Origin of the sequence: Ruania zhangjianzhongii, assembly GCF_008000995.1 — a bacterium.
GTDB classification, from domain to species: Bacteria; Actinomycetota; Actinomycetes; order Actinomycetales; family Beutenbergiaceae; genus Ruania; species Ruania zhangjianzhongii.
The window spans coordinates 1,652,856-1,670,219 of record NZ_CP042828.1 but is presented as its reverse complement, the minus strand read 5'-3'; the positions used below and the strand labels follow the sequence as shown (position 1 = coordinate 1,670,219).

The window sequence follows — 17,364 nt, the reverse complement described above, 5'->3', positions numbered from 1 at the left end:
GTCTGCCCTGCCGGCGTGAATCCATTCACGCGATACTTCCTACGCGTGGTCGTGCTCTGCGGTATCGACGGGGCGGGCGCACTGCCGAATCGGCGATCATGCACACCCGGCGCTCTCCCCCTTGACCAGCACCCCGCCATCCCATAACATACAACCTAATGGTTGTAGATCAGTTCTCCGAAGTCGAGATCGATCGCCTCTTCCGTGCGCTGGCGGATGGGACGCGACGGGACATCCTGCGCCGCACCCTCGCGGGCGAGGCATCGGTCAGCACTCTGGCGAGCTACTACGACATGTCCTTCGCCGCAGTACAGAAGCATGTGGCGATGCTGCAGGAGGCGGGTCTGGTGACCAAGGAGCGTCGGGGGCGGGAACGTCTCGTCCGCGGCGACCCCGAACGTCTCGCCCGAGCCCGCGTGCTGCTCACCCAGCTCGAAGGCCTCTGGCGAGAGCGTGGTCGTCAGCTCGATGACCTGCTTGCCCACGATCCGAAGGAGTAGACCGATGCCGATCACCGACGTGCACCAAGACCCGGAAGCACTCACCCTCACCATCGTCGGTGAGTGTGCGGCGAGCCGGACCAGGCTCTGGGAGGCCTGGCTCGACCCGCGGCAGCTGGAGCAGTTCTGGGGCCCACCCACCTGGCCGGCGACGTTCATCCGGCACGAGACCTTCCCGGGCGGACGCTCGGACTACTTCATGACCGGCCCGGACGGGAGCCGCGCCCACGGCTACTGGGAGTTCCTCTCGGTCGATGCGGGTCGCGCGTTCGAGATCATCGAAGGCTTCGCGCACGAGGACGGCACGGTCAACGACTCGTTGCCGCACACCCGGATCACCGTCACGTTCGCCGACCTCGATGCGGGCTCCTCCTTCACCGCGGTGAGCCACTTTGCCACCCTGGCGGACCTGGAGCAGCTGGTCGCCATGGGCACACCGGAGGGGATGACCCAAGCTCTCGGCCAGATGGACACGGTACTGGCCGACCTCTCCTCATTCGCCGCGGACCGCACGGTCGCGGCCCAGATCCTCTCTGACACGCAGGTGCGTGTCTCCCGGGTGATCCGCGGCACGGTGGACCAGGTCTGGCGTGCCCACCACGAGCCAGAACTGCTGAAGCGGTGGATGCTCGGTCCGGACGGCTGGCGGATGACCGTCTGTGAGGTGGCCACCGCCGTCGGGGAGTCCTACCGGTACGAGTGGGAGTCTGACGACGGCGCGCCCGGCTTCGGCTTCACCGGTGAGCTGGTCTCGGCTCAGGCTCCGTACCGCGAGGTCACCACCGAGGCGATGATCGGCATGGCGGGCGAGCCGGTCCGGAACGACCTCACGCTCTCCGCCGTCGACGGCGGCACGCTGCTCATCCAGGTCATCACCTATCCGAGCGCTGAGGTGCGCGACATGGTGCTGGCCACCGGCATGACCGACGGAATGGAGACCTCCTACCAGCGCCTCGAGCGCGAGGTGCTCGCCGCCGTCTGAGCCCAGCCGGTGGATCTTGGACCCAGGGCGCCACCGAGTCGCATGATGTACGAACTCACTCGAGATGGTCCTGGCACGCCTACACCGCCGTACTGCGCTGCTCCCGGCGAACATTCATGTTTCTCACCGTAACAAGAATCCGATGATCAACACGACTAGACCAACCCCAGCGAAGATCAGGGCGCCGCTTGTCCACTTATACAGGCTCTTCCTGCTGCGCGACAATAGCGCCAGCACTCCACCAACGGCTAGGAAGCAAAATCCGGTGAGAATCATCGATCAGCAGTACGCCTTGCATCGTGCATCAACACTTATAGGACCTGTGCCGTAGCAAGCGATCGCGTAGGCCGCTGTCGCAATCGCGATGCATACCGGCGCGGCTGGTCCACAGAGGAGTGCAACGACCAACGCACCACCGAGTGAACACCCTACCGAGCAAATCGCACCGACCCAGTAGCGGCAATCGCTACAACTCATAGTCCACGCAGGGGCCACCGTGCGCCCGTTCCCATAGGCGGCTAAAGCGCCTTGTTGTGTCAATGTGTCACTGTCGAGCAGTTCCTCGAACGCTGCTTCATCGACCTCCATGATGAATTGACCTTCAAGGGTCTCAGCCACCCTCGAGGTATCAGAACTGCTCCATACGGTGACATTGTCTTGCGCAACTTCGCCATCGATGACTGAGAAGAAGTCCAAACGCGAGGTCTCGTGGTGCTTGTGGCCCATTTGTAAGCGCTGGACGCCGCCTTCACTCGTGACACCAGAAATGAAGCCTCCCACATTGCCACCCTGGTCCAGAAGGAGCAAGGTGACCGCGAAAGCGCGGGAACCCTCGCGTTCCACCTCCGGAATAGGGGCGACCGGACTCCCAGCTGCATCCGCTACTAACCCAAGCTGAGCCGCGAACTCGATGAGTCGTTGCACCGCGGCGTCGGACGTGAAGCCAGACATCACATCAGAAGGACGCGACTCGCCGTCCACAGTTCCGAAGGCGGCGGAAGCGCCGAACGCCACGTTGAGGCCAGCAGCTCCAGCGACAGCTGTACCTTTGATGAGAGAACGTCGGGACAAGAGATCACGAATCGGCGAAGTTGAATCTGATAGTTCGCGTGCTCGTCGATAAATCGCGAAGCCGTTCGCGGGTCCAACAATCCCAATAAGACGCATCAACATAGGCAATCCGCGATAGGATCGCGGCAGGCCCACATTCGTCGAGTCAACTAGTATGGGCTCGTCGGCACGAAGTTGATCGACTGCCATTAGACTGCTATTAGACTGCTATTCCGCGGATCATACAGCGACCGAGCTTCAATGTCGCCGTGGCTCGCATCTCGACACATGGCAGCCAACTCAGAGCAACCAGCACAGCTGGAGTCAAACAGTAGATAGTACATCGGTACCTCCCCCGGTACGTTCTGGACTTCGTGCGTCGAACGTAACAGGCGGGAGCGCACTTGTCAGCGGAACCGGGCGATGAACCGCCAGCCGACCAAGACACGCGCTTTGATGAGTCCTTCCGGACGGAAGCCGACGTGACGCTCAGCGGTGGTCGGTGAGCTCCCAGGCGTCCTCGGACTCGCTCTCGTCGGCATAGTCGTCGGCTGGGTAGCCCGCGCCGGCGTCGTTCCCGGCAGCGTCGTACACCGGGGCGCCGGCATCCCCGGCCGGAGCCGGCGGGGACTCCCCGCGCAGCATCGCCAGCGTGCCCGGCAGATCGTCCGGCTGGATCATCACGTCGCGGGCCTTGGAGCCCTCGGACGGGCCGACGATCTCCCGGGACTCCAGCAGGTCCATCAGCCGGCCCGCCTTCGCGAACCCGACCCGGAGCTTGCGCTGCAGCATCGAGGTGGAGCCGAACTGGCTGGTGATCACCAGCTCCGCCGCCTGCAGCAGCAGGTCGAGGTCGTCGCCGATGTCCTCGTCCACCTGCTTCTTCGCCACCGGGACGATCACGTCCTCGCGATAGTTCGGCTTCAGCTGGCCCTTCACGTGGTCGACGACGGTGTGGATCTCGGACTCCCCGACCCAGGCACCCTGCACCCGCATCGGCTTGGAGGCACCCATCGGCAGGAACAGAGCGTCACCCTGACCGATCAGCTTCTCCGCACCCGGCTGGTCCAGGACCACGCGGGAGTCGGCCAACGAACTGGTGGCGAACGCCAGCCTGGACGGCACGTTCGCCTTGATCAGACCGGTGACCACGTCCACACTCGGCCGCTGGGTGGCGAGCACCAGGTGGATGCCCGCGGCGCGGGCGAGCTGGGTGATCCGTTGGATCGAGGCCTCCACGTCCCGTGGGGCCACCATCATCAGGTCCGCCAGCTCGTCGACGATCACCAGCAGGTAGGGGTACGGCGCCAGCTTGCGTTCGCTCCCCGGCGGCGGGGTGAGCTTGCCGACCCGTGCCGCCTTGTTGAAGTCGTCGATGTGCTTGAAGCCGTAGGTGGCCAGGTCGTCGTAGCGGTTGTCCATCTCCCGCACCACCCAGTCCAGGGCCTCCGCGGCCTTCTTCGGGTTGGTGATGATCGGGGTGATCAGGTGCGGGATGCCTTCGTAGATGGTCAATTCCACCCGCTTGGGGTCGACCAGCACCATCCGCACCTCCTCGGGGGTGGCGCGCATCATGATCGAGGTGATCATCGAGTTCACGAACGAGGACTTACCGGCCCCGGTGGCACCGGCCACCAGGATGTGCGGCATCTTCGCCAGGTTGGCGACCACGTAGCCACCCTCGACGTCCTTGCCCACACCGATCACCATCGGGTGCTCGTTGCGACGCGCCGGTCCGGACCGGAGCACGTCACCGAGGGCCACGGTCTCCCGGTCGGCGTTCGGAATCTCGATACCGATCGCCTTCTTGCCCGGGATCGGAGACAGGATGCGCACATCCGCCGATGCCACCGCGTAGGCGATGTTCTTGCTCAGCGCGGTGACGCGCTCCACCTTGACCCCGGCGCCGAGCTCCACCTCGTACCGCGTCACTGTAGGCCCACGGGTGAATCCGGTGACCTCGGCGTTCACGCCGAAGTCGGTGAGCACAGTGGTCAGCGCTTCGACCACCCGGTCGTTCACTGCGGAGCGGGTCTTGTGCGGCGGCCCCGCGATCAGGGCGTCGTCCTCGGGCAGGGTGTAGGTCATGCCGGGGTCTAGCACCAGCTGCTCGGCCCGCTTGGGCAACGCCTGTGTGGGCGGCGCCTGCAGGTCCTCGGTGTTCTCCCCGGCCACCTCGGCAGCCGGCCCTTCCTCACCCGCGAACGGTGCGCCGTCGCCAGTCTCGGCGAAGTCAGCCACGGACGCGCCGCCCGCTGCGGCCTCCGCCGCGGCCAGCTCGGCCGCCTGCTCGAACGCTTCGTCACCGTGGAAGTCGCCCGGTTCGATCGCCTGGGTGTCGCCCCTCTTGCTGACCTTTCGCGCGCCGCGGGAACGGGCGGGCGCCTCATCCGCCGGCTCGCCGGCGCCGACGTCATTGCCGGTGATCCAATCGATCCCCTGGCGAATGCGGCGCGGGATCGCCGCCACCGGGGTGGCGGTGACCACCAGGATGCCGAAGAAGCCGAGCAGCACCATCAGCGGGATGGTGACCCATTCGGTCAGTGCCGCCGAGAGCGGATTGGCGGCCACGAAGCCGATCAGGCCGCCGGCGCCGAACACCGCTGCCCAGTCCGGCGGGGAAGGCAGACCGGAAGCCACCTGGATGAGGCCGCAGACGGCCACCACGATCGCGGTCAGGCCGATCGAGATACGGCCGTTCACCTCACCGCGCTCCGGGTGGCGCATCAGCCGGACCGCCAGGAACAGCAGGATCAGCGGGATCGCCACAGCGAGCACGCCCACGCCACCGGCGGCCGCCGCATGCACGATGTCACCGGCCGATCCGGACAGCCCGAACCACTCCCGCACCGCCACGATCACCGCGAGCGCAAGCAACAGGAACGCCAGGCCGTCGCGCCGGTGCGCGGGGTCCAGGCCACGGGCACCGGAGCCGATCGAACGCGCTGTGCCACCGATCACGTGCGCCACACCCATCCACAGGCCGCGCAGGATCCGGATCGGCAGCGCCGGGCGGGTCTGCTGGCTGCGGCCGGCGGGCTTGGAATTCTTCGCCCGGGCCGCGCTGGACTTCGCCGGCGCGTTCTTCTTTCGTCCTGGTGCGGCGGACCGTCCGGGGGAAGTCGTACGGGTCGCCATGATGTTCTTGTCCCTCCTCGCTCAGGCGTGCCGAGACAAGCCTGTTCGTCGCTACTCAACCAGACAGCGGGCTCCGAGGCGCGCAGGAACACGCCTCTGGACCGAGATCATGCGGAATCTACTGCTGATCGACGGAGTTCTCGGCGTCGATGGAGGTCGCGCACACCGCTTCGGACCGCTCACGGTCGGCAACCAGCTGGTCGAGTGTCAGGTCGTCGATCAGTTCGCACCAGCCATGGCACAGCACCCCGGGGACCGCCGCGGTATGGGCTGGCCCGTCACCCACCTGTGACCTGCGCGCCCCGATCAGCCCAGGAGCAGCCCGACCGCAAGTGTGACCAGCCCGGCCACCAGCACCGCACCACCGGCCCAAACCAGCACGATCGCGCGGTTCGGCCGGGTACGACCCTTGCCGATCGCGGACAAAAAGAAACCGGCGGGGAGCACGATCGCCGAGACGAGTACCCCGGTGGCGGCGAGCCAGCGCGCAAACCCGGTCAACGCCGTCGCCTCGGCGAGCAGCAGGCAGACCAGACCGAAAATGATCAGGATGCCCGCATGGCCGTGCCCCGCCCGGTAGAAGGACCGCTGGAAATCCGTGGCAGGGACGCCGCCGGTGGCGACCTTGGCCAGGAAGGCTCCCCCAGACGTCACGGTCACAGCGGCGAGGAGCACGATGCCTGCCGTCATGTGGGCGGACTGGGACAACTCGATCATGACCTTCTCCTCACCTGCTCCGAAGGCTGTGCCCCGGAAACGTGCTCACCAATACTAACGCTGTTAGCAAACAGTGTGTGGAAACTGCTGTCAAGGCTTTAGACTCCGGGTATGGCCCGACCTCGCCAGTACGACGACGCCCTCCACCGGCGCCTGCTGAACCTCGCCTCCGAGCTGATCTCCACCGACGGTGCCGACGCCCTCTCGGTACGCACCCTCGCCGCCCGCGCCGATACCACCACTGCCGCGATCTACACCCTGTTCGGCGGACGTGCCCAGGTGGTGGACGCCGTCGTGGCGGAGGGGCTGGCCCGGTTCGCGGCGCACCTGGACGCGGTCGGCCGCACCGGCGATGCTGGCACCGACCTGACCGCGCTCGGCATGGCCTACCGGGCCAGTGCCCTGGCCAACCCGCACTTCTACCGGGTGATGTTCTCCGCATCGGGCCTGCGCACAGGTGCGGCCAGCCTGACGGAACCGACGTTTGCCATCCTGCGCTCCGCCGTCGCACGCCTGATGCCGACAGCACCCGAGGAACAGGTGGAGGACCAGGCCGTACGCGCCTGGGGCCTGGTGCACGGACTGGTCAGCCTGGAGCTGGGCGGCCTGCTGCCGGGCTCGGAGGCCGAACGCGCGGCCCGCTACCGGCGGATGCTCAGGACTCCACCACCACTGGGATGATCATCGGGCGGCGGCGCAGCTTGCTGGAGGCGAACCGGCCGACCACCCGGCGGATCACCTGCTGCAGCTGGTGCACGTCGGCGTTCCCACCGGCGGCGGCCTCGGTGAGCGCCTTGGTGATCTCCGGGACGATCATCGCCAGCCGGTCCTCACCCTCGGCCACTCCCCTGGCCTGCAGGTGAGGTCCGGCGACCACCTGGCCGCTGGAGGAGTCCACCACCGCAAAGATGGTGATGAAGCCCTCCTCGCCGAGGATTCTCCGGTCCTTCAGCTCGGCATCGGTCACTCCGCCCACGGAGGACCCGTCCACGTAGACGTACCCGCAGGGCACGGCACCGGCGATCCGGGCCCGGCCGTCGACCAGATCCACCACCACGCCGTCCTCGGCGAGCACCACCCGCTCCGGCGACACGCCGGTCTTGACCGCCAGGGCGCCATTCGCCACCAGGTGCCGGATCTCGCCGTGCACCGGCATCACATTGCGGGGACGGACGATGTTGTACACGTACAGCAGCTCACCGGCGGAGGCGTGCCCGGAGACGTGCACCCGGGCATTGGCCTGGTGCACCACCTTCGCACCCAGGCGGATCAGCCCGTTGATGATCCGGAAGACGGCGTTCTCGTTCCCGGGAATCAGCGACGAGGCCAGGATCACCGTGTCCCCCGGGCCCACGCTCACCCGGTGGTCCCGGTTGGCGATCCGGGACAGCGCCGCCATCGGCTCACCCTGGGACCCGGTGCACATCAGCACCATCCGGTCCTCGGGCACGTCGCCGATCTTCTTGATGTCGATCAGCACGCCATCAGGCACGTTCAGGTAGCCCAGCTCGCTGGCGATGGTCATGTTCCGCACCATGGAGCGGCCCACCAGCGCCACCCGGCGTCCGTGGGCGTGCGCGGCGTCGAGCACCTGCTGCACCCGGTGCACGTGCGAGGAGAACGAAGCCACCACGATCCGGCCGTCAGCCTGGCCGAACACCGAGTCCAGCACCGGGCCGATGTCCCGCTCCGAGGTGGTGAACCCGGGTACCTCGGCGTTCGTGGAGTCGGTCATGAACAGATCCACGCCCTCCTCGCCCAGCCGGGCGAAGGCGCGCAGATCGGTGATCCGCGAGTCCAGGGGCAGCTGGTCCATCTTGAAGTCACCGGTGTGCAGCACCGAACCGGCCGGAGTGCGCACCATCACGGCGAGCGCGTCCGGGATGGAGTGGTTCACCGCCACGAACTCCAGATCGAAGGGGCCCATGCTGAGCCGCTGCTCCTCGGCCACTTCGCGCAGTTCGGGAGTGATCCGGTGCTCCTTCAGCTTGGCGGCCAGGAACGCCAGGGACAGCTTCGAGCCGACGATCGGCACGTCCCGGCGGAGCCGGAGCAGATACGGCACGGCGCCGATGTGGTCCTCGTGCCCGTGGGTGAGCACGATCGCCTCCACCTGGTCCATCCGGTCCTCGATGTAGCTGAAGTCGGGCAGGATCAGGTCCACGCCGGGCTGGCTGTCCTCAGGGAACAGCACGCCGCAGTCGATGATCAGCAGCTTGCCGCCGAACTCCAGGACCGCCATGTTCCGGCCGACTTCGCCGAGCCCGCCGAGCGGAACGATCCGCAGTGCGCCAGGGGCCAGCGGTGCGGGCAGGTCGAGCTCGGGGTGCGGGTGACTCATCGATCGGTGTCCTTCAGTAGTCCGTGCAAGATCAGGGCGGTGCGCAGGTCGGCCAGCTCGGCGTCGTTGGCCTCGACCAACGGCGAGCGGACGCTGCGGTGCTCCAGGTGGCCCTGCAGCTGCAGCGCGGCCTTGGCCATCACCGCGCCCTGCCCGGTGCCCATGAGTGCCTCCACCACGGGGGCGAGCTGGGCGGAGAGGTCGCGTGCACCGAACAGATCGCCGGCATCCACGGCGGCGACCATCTGAGCGTACCGGGCCACCTCCACGTGACCGACCACGGAGACCACACCCGAGGCACCGTGCACCAGCCAGGCCAGATTGAGGTTGTCGTCCCCGGAGTAGAACTCCAGCCCGGTGCGGCGCATCCGGTCGAAGCCTTGGGCGACGTTTCCGGTCGCGTCCTTGACCGCATGGATCTGCGGGTGCTCGGCGAACCGGTCGAGAATCTCGTCCCCGACCGCTACTCCGGTCCGGCCCGGGATGTCGTAGATCATCGCGGGCAGGCTGGTGGCCTCGACCACAGTACGGATGTGCCGGTAGACGCCCTCCTGGGACGGGCGGTTGTAGTACGGGGTGAGCACCAGGATTCCGTGGGCGCCGGTGCGTTCGGCCGCAGTGGCGATCCGGGTGGCGTGCGCGGTGTCGTTGGAGCCGGCGCCGGCGATGATCATCGCCTCCTCGCCCACCGCCTCCACCACGGCGGTGACCAGCTCGTCCTTCTCCGGCTGGTGCGTGGTCGGCGACTCGCCGGTGGTGCCGGAGAGCACCAGGGAGTCGGCACCGGAGTCCACCAGGTGCCGCGCGAGCCGCTGGGCTGCGGGGATGTCGAGCTTCCCGCCGGGCTTCATCGGCGTGACCATAGCCACACTGACGGAACCGAAGGTGCGCGGAGGATGCGACGGCATGATGGACATGGGGATGACGTTACCGCGAAGCACCGCTCGACGGTGGCCTGGGCGCACCGGTTGGACCTGCGAGCACGCTCACAGTCCATGCGCCGGACAGCGGGCAGGTGCACTGGGCGGCGGGCGACCGCCAGGTGCGCGGGGCGCGCGTGCTGATCGCCTAGGCTGGCGAGCATGGCTGAGCACCACGGACACGCGCACGGGTTGACGGCGGATGTCTCGGTGCGTCCGTCCCTCGCCGAGGATGCACGTCACCTGGGCAGGATCCAGGTGGCCTCCTGGCGCACCGGACTCGCCGGAGTGCTGCCCGCAGCAGCTCTCGACGGTCTGGACGCCGAGCAGTTCGCCGCTGCCTGGCGGACCGCGATCTCCTCGCCGCCCTCAGCCAAGCACCGGATGCTCACCGCCTGCCACGGCCCGGAGGTGGTCGGCTTCGCAGCACTGGCCCCCGCGCCACAGACGCAGGAGACCGGGGAGATCGTGGCTCTCGAGGTGGATCCGGCCAGCGCCCGCGAGGGGCACGGCTCCCGGCTGCTGGCGGCCTGCACCGATCTCCTCCGGGCCACTAACGCCAGCCATGTGCGTGCCTGGGCGATCGAGGGCGACGACGTCCGCGCGGCGTTCCTGTCCACCGCCGGCTTGGAGCCGCTCGGGATCCGCCGCGTGCTCGATGTGGCCGGGACCCAGGTGAACGAGCTGGCGTTCTCCGCTGTGCTCTCCTGAACTCTTCGCCCGGAGACGTTCGAGCCCCGCGACGGTCGGACGCCCCCGCTGTTGGCCAGGCCGCTGGCCACGCTGTTGGCCGCCTGGCGCCGCTGACTCCGGCCACCGCGACGGCTTGATACTCTGACGCCCGGCCGCTGTCGGTGGGCAGCGGCCCTGTCACCCGGCGGTGCGAGTCAGTCCCTGTCGCATCTTCGAAAGGCACTCGGTTGTCCGAGCACTCGACCGACTCGACCGTCTCCTCCGCACGCCGTCACCCCGGCGCTTCGCCCTTGGGGCACCTGATCTTCCTCTCCCGGTGGCTGCAAGTGCCGCTGTACCTCGGACTGATCGTGGCCCAGGGGGTCTACGTCTGGCAGTTCGTCAAGGAGCTCTGGCACCTCGTCGGCTACACGGTGCTCGGCGACGTCTCACACCTGCCTCCGGACTACGCCGATATGAGCAGCGAGGCGCAGACGATGTTGTTCGTCCTCGGCCTGGTGGACGTGGTGATGATCTCCAACCTGCTGATCATGGTGATCATCGGCGGGTACGAGACGTTCGTGTCCCGGATTCGTCTGAATGATCACCCGGACCAGCCGGAGTGGCTCTCCCACGTGAACGCCAACGTGCTCAAGACCAAGCTGGCGATGTCGATCATCGGGATCTCCTCGATCCACCTGCTGCGCACCTTCATCAACTCCGAGTCGATGGAGTCCAGCACGATGATGTGGCAGACCCTCATCCACCTCGCCTTCATCCTCTCCGCCATCGCCCTGGCGTGGATCGACAAGATGTCGCTGACCCAGGCCGAGCGCGCTGCGCATGCCCGGGCGACCGCGGAGCAGAACCACGTGCCCGCTCCGGAGCCGTCGAAGAGCTGAACCTCCGGGCGATCCGGTCGCGGGAGTCAGTTCACCCGCGGCGGCGGCGGGCCGGCTCAGTCCAGGTCAAGCACACCGTCCAGGCCCACAGTAAGGCCGGGGTGGTCGCCGATCGCGCGCACGGCCAGCACCACACCGGGCATGAACGAGCTGCGGTCGAAGCTGTCGGTGCGAATGGTCAGCTGCTCACCGGGATTGCCGAGCAGGATCTCCTCGTGCGCCACCAGTCCGCGCAACCGCACCGAGTGCACCGGGATCCCGTCCACGACGGCGCCCCTCGCCCCGTCCAGGGACGTTTCGGTGGCATCGGGGGCAGCCGGCAGGTCCTGCCGGACGGCCGCGAGGGCCTGGGCGGTGTGCACAGCGGTCCCGGACGGTGCGTCCACCTTGTTCGGGTGGTGCAGCTCGATGATCTCCACCGACTCGAAGAACCTCGCGGCCTGGGTGGCCAGCCGCATCGCCAGTACCGCGGAAAGGGCGAAGTTCGGCGCGATCAGGACTCCGGTCCGCGCCTCGGCGAGGTGGTCGTGCACCCGGTTCAACGACGCTTCGGTCCACCCGGTGGTGCCCACGACCGCATGCACTCCGGCGTCGATCAGGGCGTGCACGTTCGCCTCGGTGGCCTCCGGCACGGTGAAGTCCACGGCCACGTCGGCCACACCGGTCAGCGAGGCGACGTCGTCACCGAGGTCGTACCGGGCCACCAGCTCCAGCCCGTCGGCGTCCTCGACCGCGTCGCACACCGTCGATCCCATCCGGCCGGCGGCCCCCAGGACAGCGACGCGGATGGGCGCAGGAGCAGGTGAATCGTTCATACCGCCAGCGTACCGGCGGTCACGACCGGGCCAGCGCGGGGGTAGTCAGGACCGTGACAGTGCCACGGCGGCAGTCAGGCCTGTGCCAGCGCGGTGACAGTCAGGACCGTGGCAGTGCCGTGGCGGCGACGTCCGTCTCGAACGGACCGACCACGGTCAGATGCCGGGGCTGGCCGTACAGGTCGGCGGCCAGTGCACGCACATCCTCAGCGGTGACGGCACGTAGCCGCGCCAGCGTCTCGTCCAGGGTGAGGAACTCCCCTGTGGTGATCTCGCTGCGACCGAGCCGGGACATCCGGGAGCTGGTGTCCTCCAGGCCGAGCACCAGGGCGCCGCGCATCTGACCGATGCCGCGCTCCAGCTCGTCGGAGCTGATCGGCTCGGTGGCCAACAGCCGCCACTGCTCGTCGAGCAGCTCCACCACCTGGGTGACCTTCCCCGGTGCGCAGCCGGCGTACAGACCGAACATCCCGGCGTCGGCGAACGTCGAGCCGAAGGAGTAGACGGCGTAAGCCAGGCCGCGCTTCTCCCGCACCTCCTGGAACAGCCGCGAGCTCATCGAGCCGCCGAGGACGGCGTTCAGCACGGTCAGCGTGAATCGACGCTCGTCGTTGCCGGCCGGACCGAACCCGCCGAGCAGAACGTTCGCCTGCTCGGTGCTGCGGTGCACGGTGAGGGCACTCGCCTCGGTGGGCATCCCCGGAACGGCTGCCACCCGGGAGGTGAACGCCTCACCGGTCGCGCGGCGCGCCGCCGGAACGGCGCTCGTCTCCAGTGACCAGCCGCCACGCGCCACTCCGGCCAGCACCTGCTCGCAGAGTGCGTCGTGGTCCACCCCGCCGGCGGCGGTGACCACCAGCTCGGCCGGTGTGTACACGCGCTGATAGTGCTCGTAGACGGCGTCGCGTGGGACGGCCCCGATCGTTGCCGGGGTACCTCCGATCGGACGCCCCAGCGGGTGCTGGCCGAACACCTGGCCGGCGAACCGTTCGTAGGCGACGTCCGCGGGGTCGTCCTCGGTCATCGCCAACTCTTCGAGGATGACCTCGCGTTCGCTGGCGAATTCACCCTCGTCGAGGAGGGCGGAGGTCACCATGTCGACGATCACCTCGGTGGCCATCGGCAGGTCGGCGTCCAGTACCCGCGCGTAGTAGCAGGTGTGTTCCTTGCCGGTGGCGGCGTTCGCCTCCCCGCCTACGGCGTCGAACGCGGAGGCGATCGCCATCGCGTCCCGGGTGGGCGTGCCCTTGAACAACAGGTGCTCGAGGAAGTGGGTGGAGCCGTGGTGGCCGTCGGTCTCATCTCGTGAGCCGACGGCCACCCAGGCGCCGAAAGTGGCCGAGCGCTGACCGGGCATCGCCTCGGTCAGCACTCGGATGCCGCCGGGCAGCACCGAGCGGCGCACCTGGGCGCCCGCACCGGTCTCGACCCGTACTTCTACACCCGGCGTTCCCGCCGGGCCCAACGGCAGCTGTGGCACCTGAGCTCAGTCGTCCGAGGTCGCCGGCTCTTCGCTGATCGCGTGCAACGAGAGCTTGCCGCGGTCATCGATCTCGGCGAGCTCCACCTCGATCTTCTGACCGACGGAGAGCACGTCCTCCACACTCTCGATCCGCTTGCCACCGACCAGCTTGCGGATCTGGGAGATGTGCAGCAGACCGTCCTTGCCCGGGGACAGGGACACGAACGCACCGAAGGACATGATCTTCACGACGGTGCCGATGAACCGCTCCCCCACCTCGGGCATCTGCGGGTTGGCGATCGCGTTGATCGCCTGCCGCGCTGCCTCGGCGGAGGGGCCGTCGGTTGCGCCGATGAACACGGTGCCGTCGTCCTCGATCGAGATGTCGGCGCCGGTGTCCTCCTGGATCTGGTTGATCATCTTGCCCTTCGGGCCGATGACCTCACCGATCTTGGCGACCGGGACCTGCACGGTGATCACTCGCGGTGCGGTCGGTGCCATCTCGTCCGGGGTGTCGATGGCGGAGGCCATCACGTCCAGGATGTGCAGCCGGGCCTCGCGGGCCTGGGTGAGCGCGCTGGTGAGCACGTGCGCCGGGATCCCGTCGAGCTTGGTGTCGAGCTGGATCGCCGTGATGAACTCGCGCGTACCGGCGACCTTGAAGTCCATGTCGCCGAAGGCGTCCTCGGCGCCCAGGATGTCGGTCAGTGCCGCGTACTCGGTCTTCCCGTCGATGGTGTCGGAGACCAGACCCATCGCGATACCGGCGACCGGGGCGCGCAGCGGCACACCGGCGTTCAGCATCGACAGGGTGGATGCGCACACCGAGCCCATCGAGGTGGACCCGTTCGAGCCGAGTGCCTCAGAGACCTGGCGGATCGCGTAGGGGAACTCCTCGCGGCCGGGCAGCACCGGGACGATGGCCCGCTCGGCAAGCGCCCCGTGGCCGATCTCGCGGCGCTTCGGGCTACCCACCCGGCCGGTCTCACCGGTGGAGTAGGGCGGGAAGTTGTAGTTGTGCATGTACCGCTTGCGGGTCTGCGGGGAGAGGGTGTCCAGCTGCTGCTCCATCTTGAGCATGTTCAGCGTGGTCACGCCCAGGATCTGGGTCTCGCCGCGCTCGAACAGCGCCGAGCCGTGCACCCGGGGAAGAACCTCCACCTCGGCGGACAGCGGGCGGATGTCCCGCAGGCCACGGCCGTCGATCCGGAAGGAGTCGGTGAGGATGCGCTTGCGGATGAGCTTCTTGGTGACCGCACGGTAAGCAGCCGACAGTTCCTTCTCCCGGCCGTCGAAGCCGTCCTGGAGCGCGCCGAGCATCTGGTCCTTGATCTCGTCCATCCGGGACTCGCGCTCGGCCTTGCCGGCGATGGACAGTGCCTCGGCCAGCTTGTCGGCGACGTCGGACTCGACAGCGCCGTAGGCGTCCTCGGCGTACTCCGGGAAGACCGGGAACTCCTGGACGTCCTTAGCGGCCTGGGCGGCGAGGGAACGCTGCGCCTCGACCAGCACACGGATGAACTTCTTGGACTCCTCCAGGCCCTGGGCGACCACCTCTTCGGTGGGAGCGCCGACGCCCTGGTCCTTGATCAGGGTCCAGGAGTTATCGGTGGCCTCGGCCTCGATCATCGCGATCGCGACGTCCTCGGTGCCGTCGTCCGTGGTGACCACGCGGCCGGCCACCACCATGGCGAACACGGCGCGCTCGAGCTCGCTGTAACGCGGGAAGGCGATCCACTGCCCGTCCACCAGCGCGATGCGGGTGGCCCCGACCGGGCCGGAGAACGGCAGGCCGGAGATCTGGGTGGAGATGGACGCGCCGTTCATGGCGAGCACGTCGTAGGCGTCGTCGGGGTGGATGGCCAGGACGGTCTCCACCACCTGCACCTCGTTGCGCAGTCCCTTGACGAACAGCGGGCGCAGCGGGCGGTCGATCAGCCGGCAGGCCAGGATCGCCTCGGTGGACGGACGGCCTTCGCGGCGGAAGAACGAGCCGGGGATCTTCCCAGCGGCGTACTGGCGCTCCTCCACGTCCACGGTGAGCGGGAAGAAGTCGAAGTGGTCCTTCGGGTGCTTCCCGGCAGTGGTGGTGGACAGGACCATCGTGTCCTCGTCCAGGTAGGCGACGGCCGAGCCGGAGGCCTGCTTGGCGATCCGGCCGGTCTCGAAGCGGACGGTGCGGGTGCCGAAGGAACCGTTGTCGATAACGGCCTCGGCGAACTTGATCTCGGGACCCTCCACGGGTGCCCTCCTTAGGTGATCGCGCCACGGTCCGGCGGTCATCGATCGAGGCCCACGGACCGGCAGGTCCGGAAGCCACTACCGAGGACCATCGGCTCCCGCGGCTGTGGTTGGTGACGATATGTAGTTGTCGGATGAAGTTGTGGTGCGGGCGCACCCCGCACGACGAACCGGCCCGGACCCCACGGGTCCGAGCCGGCGATCAGGTCAGCGGCGCAGGCCGAGACGCTCGATCAGTGCGCGGTAGCGGTTGATGTCGGTCTCCCGCAGGTAGCCGAGCAGCCGACGGCGCTGGCCGACCAGGAGCAGCAGACCACGACGCGAGTGGTGGTCGTGGGTGTGCTCCTTGAAGTGCTCGGTCAGGTCCTTGATGCGGCGGGTGAGCAGAGCAACCTGAACTTCGGGGGAACCGGTGTCGCCCTCGGTCGTGGCGTACTCGGCAATGATCTGCTTCTTGACTTCCGGCTCCAGAGCCAACGGTTCTCCTTCAATGGTTGTTGCGCGGAGCTCCGGGGCATGTCCACCCGGGCATGAGGCATCCGCGGCCGATCTGACGGCTTCTCCAGGCTACCACCTGCGGGGCCTCGACCCCTACGGCGCCCTGGTGTGACCTCGGTCGCGGCCGCACGCTGCAGCCCGGTCAGGGCTGCTTGAGCGCTGGCAGCAGCTCGGGCCGGTCGACGCCGAGTGCGTCAGCGGCCTCCAGGACGTCCTGACGCATCTGAGCCACCAGCGGGTCGATCCCGTCGAAGCGCAGCGTGGGCCGCAGCCGGCGAACGAATTCGACCACGACGTCCTCGCCGTACAGGTCCAGGTCGCTGCGGCCGAGCACATGCGCCTCCACCTGCCGCACCTGTCCGTCGAAGGTCGGGTTGGTGCCGATGGAGATCGCCGCTGGCATCCGTTGCTCACCGGGCCCGGGGGTGCGCAGCAGCCAGCCCGCGTACACGCCGTCGGCGGGAATGGTGCCGGTGGCACTGGTGGCGAGGTTCGCCGTCGGGAAGCCGAGCAGCCGCCCGCGGGCCTCGCCGTGCACCACCCGCCCGCGCATCCGGTGCGGTCGGCCGAGCACCTGGGTCGCGCCGGCACAGTCGCCCGCGGCGAGCAGCTCGCGCACCCAGGTGGAGGACCACCGGCGCTGCCCGTCAGCGACCACGTCGTGAGCGATCTGCACCTCGAAACCCCAGCGCCGGCCGAGCTCGGTCATCGTGACCCGGTCCCCCGCGTTCCCGGCACCGAAACGGACGTCCTCACCCACCACCACGGCCCGCACCGCGAGTGCATCCACCAGATAGCGGCGGACGAACTCCTCCGGACTCTGCGCGGCGAACTCCTCGGAGTAGGCGATCACGCAGGTGGCGTCGATACCGGTCGCCGCGAGCAGGTCGAGCCGATCGGTCAGTCCGGTGAGCAGCTCGGGTGCCGATCCTGGCCGATGCACCTGCGCCGGGTGCGGGTCGAACGTCAGGGCCACGGCCGGGACGGCGAGGCTACCCGCGGCGGCGACCACCTGGGCGAGGACGGCCTGATGACCCAGGTGAACGCCGTCGAAGTTTCCGATGGTGACCACACTGCCGGGCAGGTCGGCAGGGACCTGCTCGATTCCGTACCAGCGCTGCACAGG

General features: G+C 68.1%; 16 protein-coding genes. 5 read left to right on the top strand and 11 right to left on the bottom strand.

The genetic code is table 11. The features are described from left to right. Nucleotides 1-158: 158 nt before the first annotated feature. Together FU260_RS07755 and FU260_RS07750 are read left to right on the top strand one after the other, a co-directional pair. A complete protein-coding gene (locus FU260_RS07755; RefSeq protein WP_147916543.1) occupies nucleotides 159-500 on the top strand; it encodes an ArsR/SmtB family transcription factor in 342 nt (113 codons plus the stop codon). A 4-nt stretch (nucleotides 501-504) separates the two neighbouring features. Next, the gene (locus tag FU260_RS07750; protein ID WP_147916542.1) at nucleotides 505-1,482 is read left to right on the top strand and encodes an SRPBCC family protein; all 978 of its coding nucleotides are present in this window, start codon (nucleotides 505-507) and stop codon (nucleotides 1,480-1,482) included. 279 nt (nucleotides 1,483-1,761) lie between these two features. Here the strand turns inward: FU260_RS07750 and FU260_RS07745 are convergent, their stop codons facing one another. The 4 genes from FU260_RS07745 to FU260_RS07735 form a co-directional block, all read right to left on the bottom strand. Beyond that, complete coding sequence (locus FU260_RS07745) at nucleotides 1,762-2,742, bottom strand: hypothetical protein (RefSeq protein ID WP_148239374.1); 981 nt, start codon at nucleotides 2,740-2,742, stop codon at nucleotides 1,762-1,764. A gap of 279 nt (nucleotides 2,743-3,021) precedes the next feature. Then, nucleotides 3,022-5,670: an FtsK/SpoIIIE family DNA translocase gene (locus tag FU260_RS07740; protein WP_147916540.1), complete on the bottom strand. Its 2,649-nt coding sequence runs from the start codon at nucleotides 5,668-5,670 to the stop codon at nucleotides 3,022-3,024. Nucleotides 5,671-5,788: 118 nt separating this feature from the next. Then, entirely contained in the window at nucleotides 5,789-5,956 is a 168-nt protein-coding gene (locus FU260_RS23535) for a hypothetical protein (protein ID WP_168211690.1), read from the bottom strand. A gap of 20 nt (nucleotides 5,957-5,976) precedes the next feature. Further along, entirely contained in the window at nucleotides 5,977-6,387 is a 411-nt protein-coding gene (locus tag FU260_RS07735; protein ID WP_147916539.1) for a hypothetical protein, read from the bottom strand. A 111-nt stretch (nucleotides 6,388-6,498) separates the two neighbouring features. On the opposite strand from FU260_RS07735, the gene FU260_RS07730 reads away from it, so the two are divergent. Next, complete coding sequence (locus FU260_RS07730; protein WP_147916538.1) at nucleotides 6,499-7,068, top strand: TetR/AcrR family transcriptional regulator; 570 nt, start codon at nucleotides 6,499-6,501, stop codon at nucleotides 7,066-7,068. On the opposite strand, the gene FU260_RS07725 is transcribed toward FU260_RS07730, so the two are convergent. After that, the gene (locus FU260_RS07725) at nucleotides 7,043-8,728 is read right to left on the bottom strand and encodes a ribonuclease J (RefSeq protein ID WP_147916537.1); all 1,686 of its coding nucleotides are present in this window, start codon (nucleotides 8,726-8,728) and stop codon (nucleotides 7,043-7,045) included. The two genes, FU260_RS07730 and FU260_RS07725, sit on opposite strands and share 26 nt — an antisense overlap. Further along, the gene (gene dapA, locus FU260_RS07720; protein WP_147919370.1) at nucleotides 8,725-9,636 is read right to left on the bottom strand and encodes a 4-hydroxy-tetrahydrodipicolinate synthase; all 912 of its coding nucleotides are present in this window, start codon (nucleotides 9,634-9,636) and stop codon (nucleotides 8,725-8,727) included. Before dapA ends, FU260_RS07725 begins: the two co-directional genes overlap by 4 nt. Nucleotides 9,637-9,810: 174 nt before the next feature. Here dapA and FU260_RS07715 point away from each other — a divergent pair, with 174 nt between their 5' ends. Beyond that, entirely contained in the window at nucleotides 9,811-10,359 is a 549-nt protein-coding gene (locus FU260_RS07715; RefSeq protein ID WP_147916536.1) for a GNAT family N-acetyltransferase, read from the top strand. Nucleotides 10,360-10,568: 209 nt separating this feature from the next. Then, nucleotides 10,569-11,222, top strand: coding sequence for a TIGR00645 family protein (locus FU260_RS07710; protein ID WP_147916535.1), 654 nt, complete (start codon nucleotides 10,569-10,571; stop codon nucleotides 11,220-11,222). A gap of 56 nt (nucleotides 11,223-11,278) precedes the next feature. Here the strand turns inward: FU260_RS07710 and dapB are convergent, their stop codons facing one another. The 5 genes from dapB to FU260_RS07685 all read right to left on the bottom strand — a co-directional run bounded on the left by dapB (nucleotide 11,279) and on the right by FU260_RS07685 (nucleotide 17,361). Then, on the bottom strand, nucleotides 11,279-12,037 hold the full coding sequence (dapB, locus tag FU260_RS07705; RefSeq protein ID WP_147916534.1) for a 4-hydroxy-tetrahydrodipicolinate reductase: 759 nt from the start codon (nucleotides 12,035-12,037) through the stop codon (nucleotides 11,279-11,281). A 100-nt stretch (nucleotides 12,038-12,137) separates the two neighbouring features. After that, nucleotides 12,138-13,517, bottom strand: a complete 1,380-nt coding sequence (locus FU260_RS07700) for a M16 family metallopeptidase (protein WP_147916533.1) — start codon at nucleotides 13,515-13,517, stop codon at nucleotides 12,138-12,140. Nucleotides 13,518-13,523: 6 nt separating this feature from the next. Beyond that, nucleotides 13,524-15,740 (bottom strand): polyribonucleotide nucleotidyltransferase, encoded by a 2,217-nt coding sequence (locus FU260_RS07695; RefSeq protein WP_147916532.1) that lies wholly within the window; start codon nucleotides 15,738-15,740, stop codon nucleotides 13,524-13,526. A gap of 207 nt (nucleotides 15,741-15,947) precedes the next feature. Further along, nucleotides 15,948-16,217, bottom strand: coding sequence for a 30S ribosomal protein S15 (gene rpsO / locus FU260_RS07690; protein ID WP_147916531.1), 270 nt, complete (start codon nucleotides 16,215-16,217; stop codon nucleotides 15,948-15,950). A 163-nt stretch (nucleotides 16,218-16,380) separates the two neighbouring features. Then, entirely contained in the window at nucleotides 16,381-17,361 is a 981-nt protein-coding gene (locus tag FU260_RS07685) for a bifunctional riboflavin kinase/FAD synthetase (protein ID WP_147916530.1), read from the bottom strand. Between the last annotated feature and the right edge of the window lie 3 nt (nucleotides 17,362-17,364).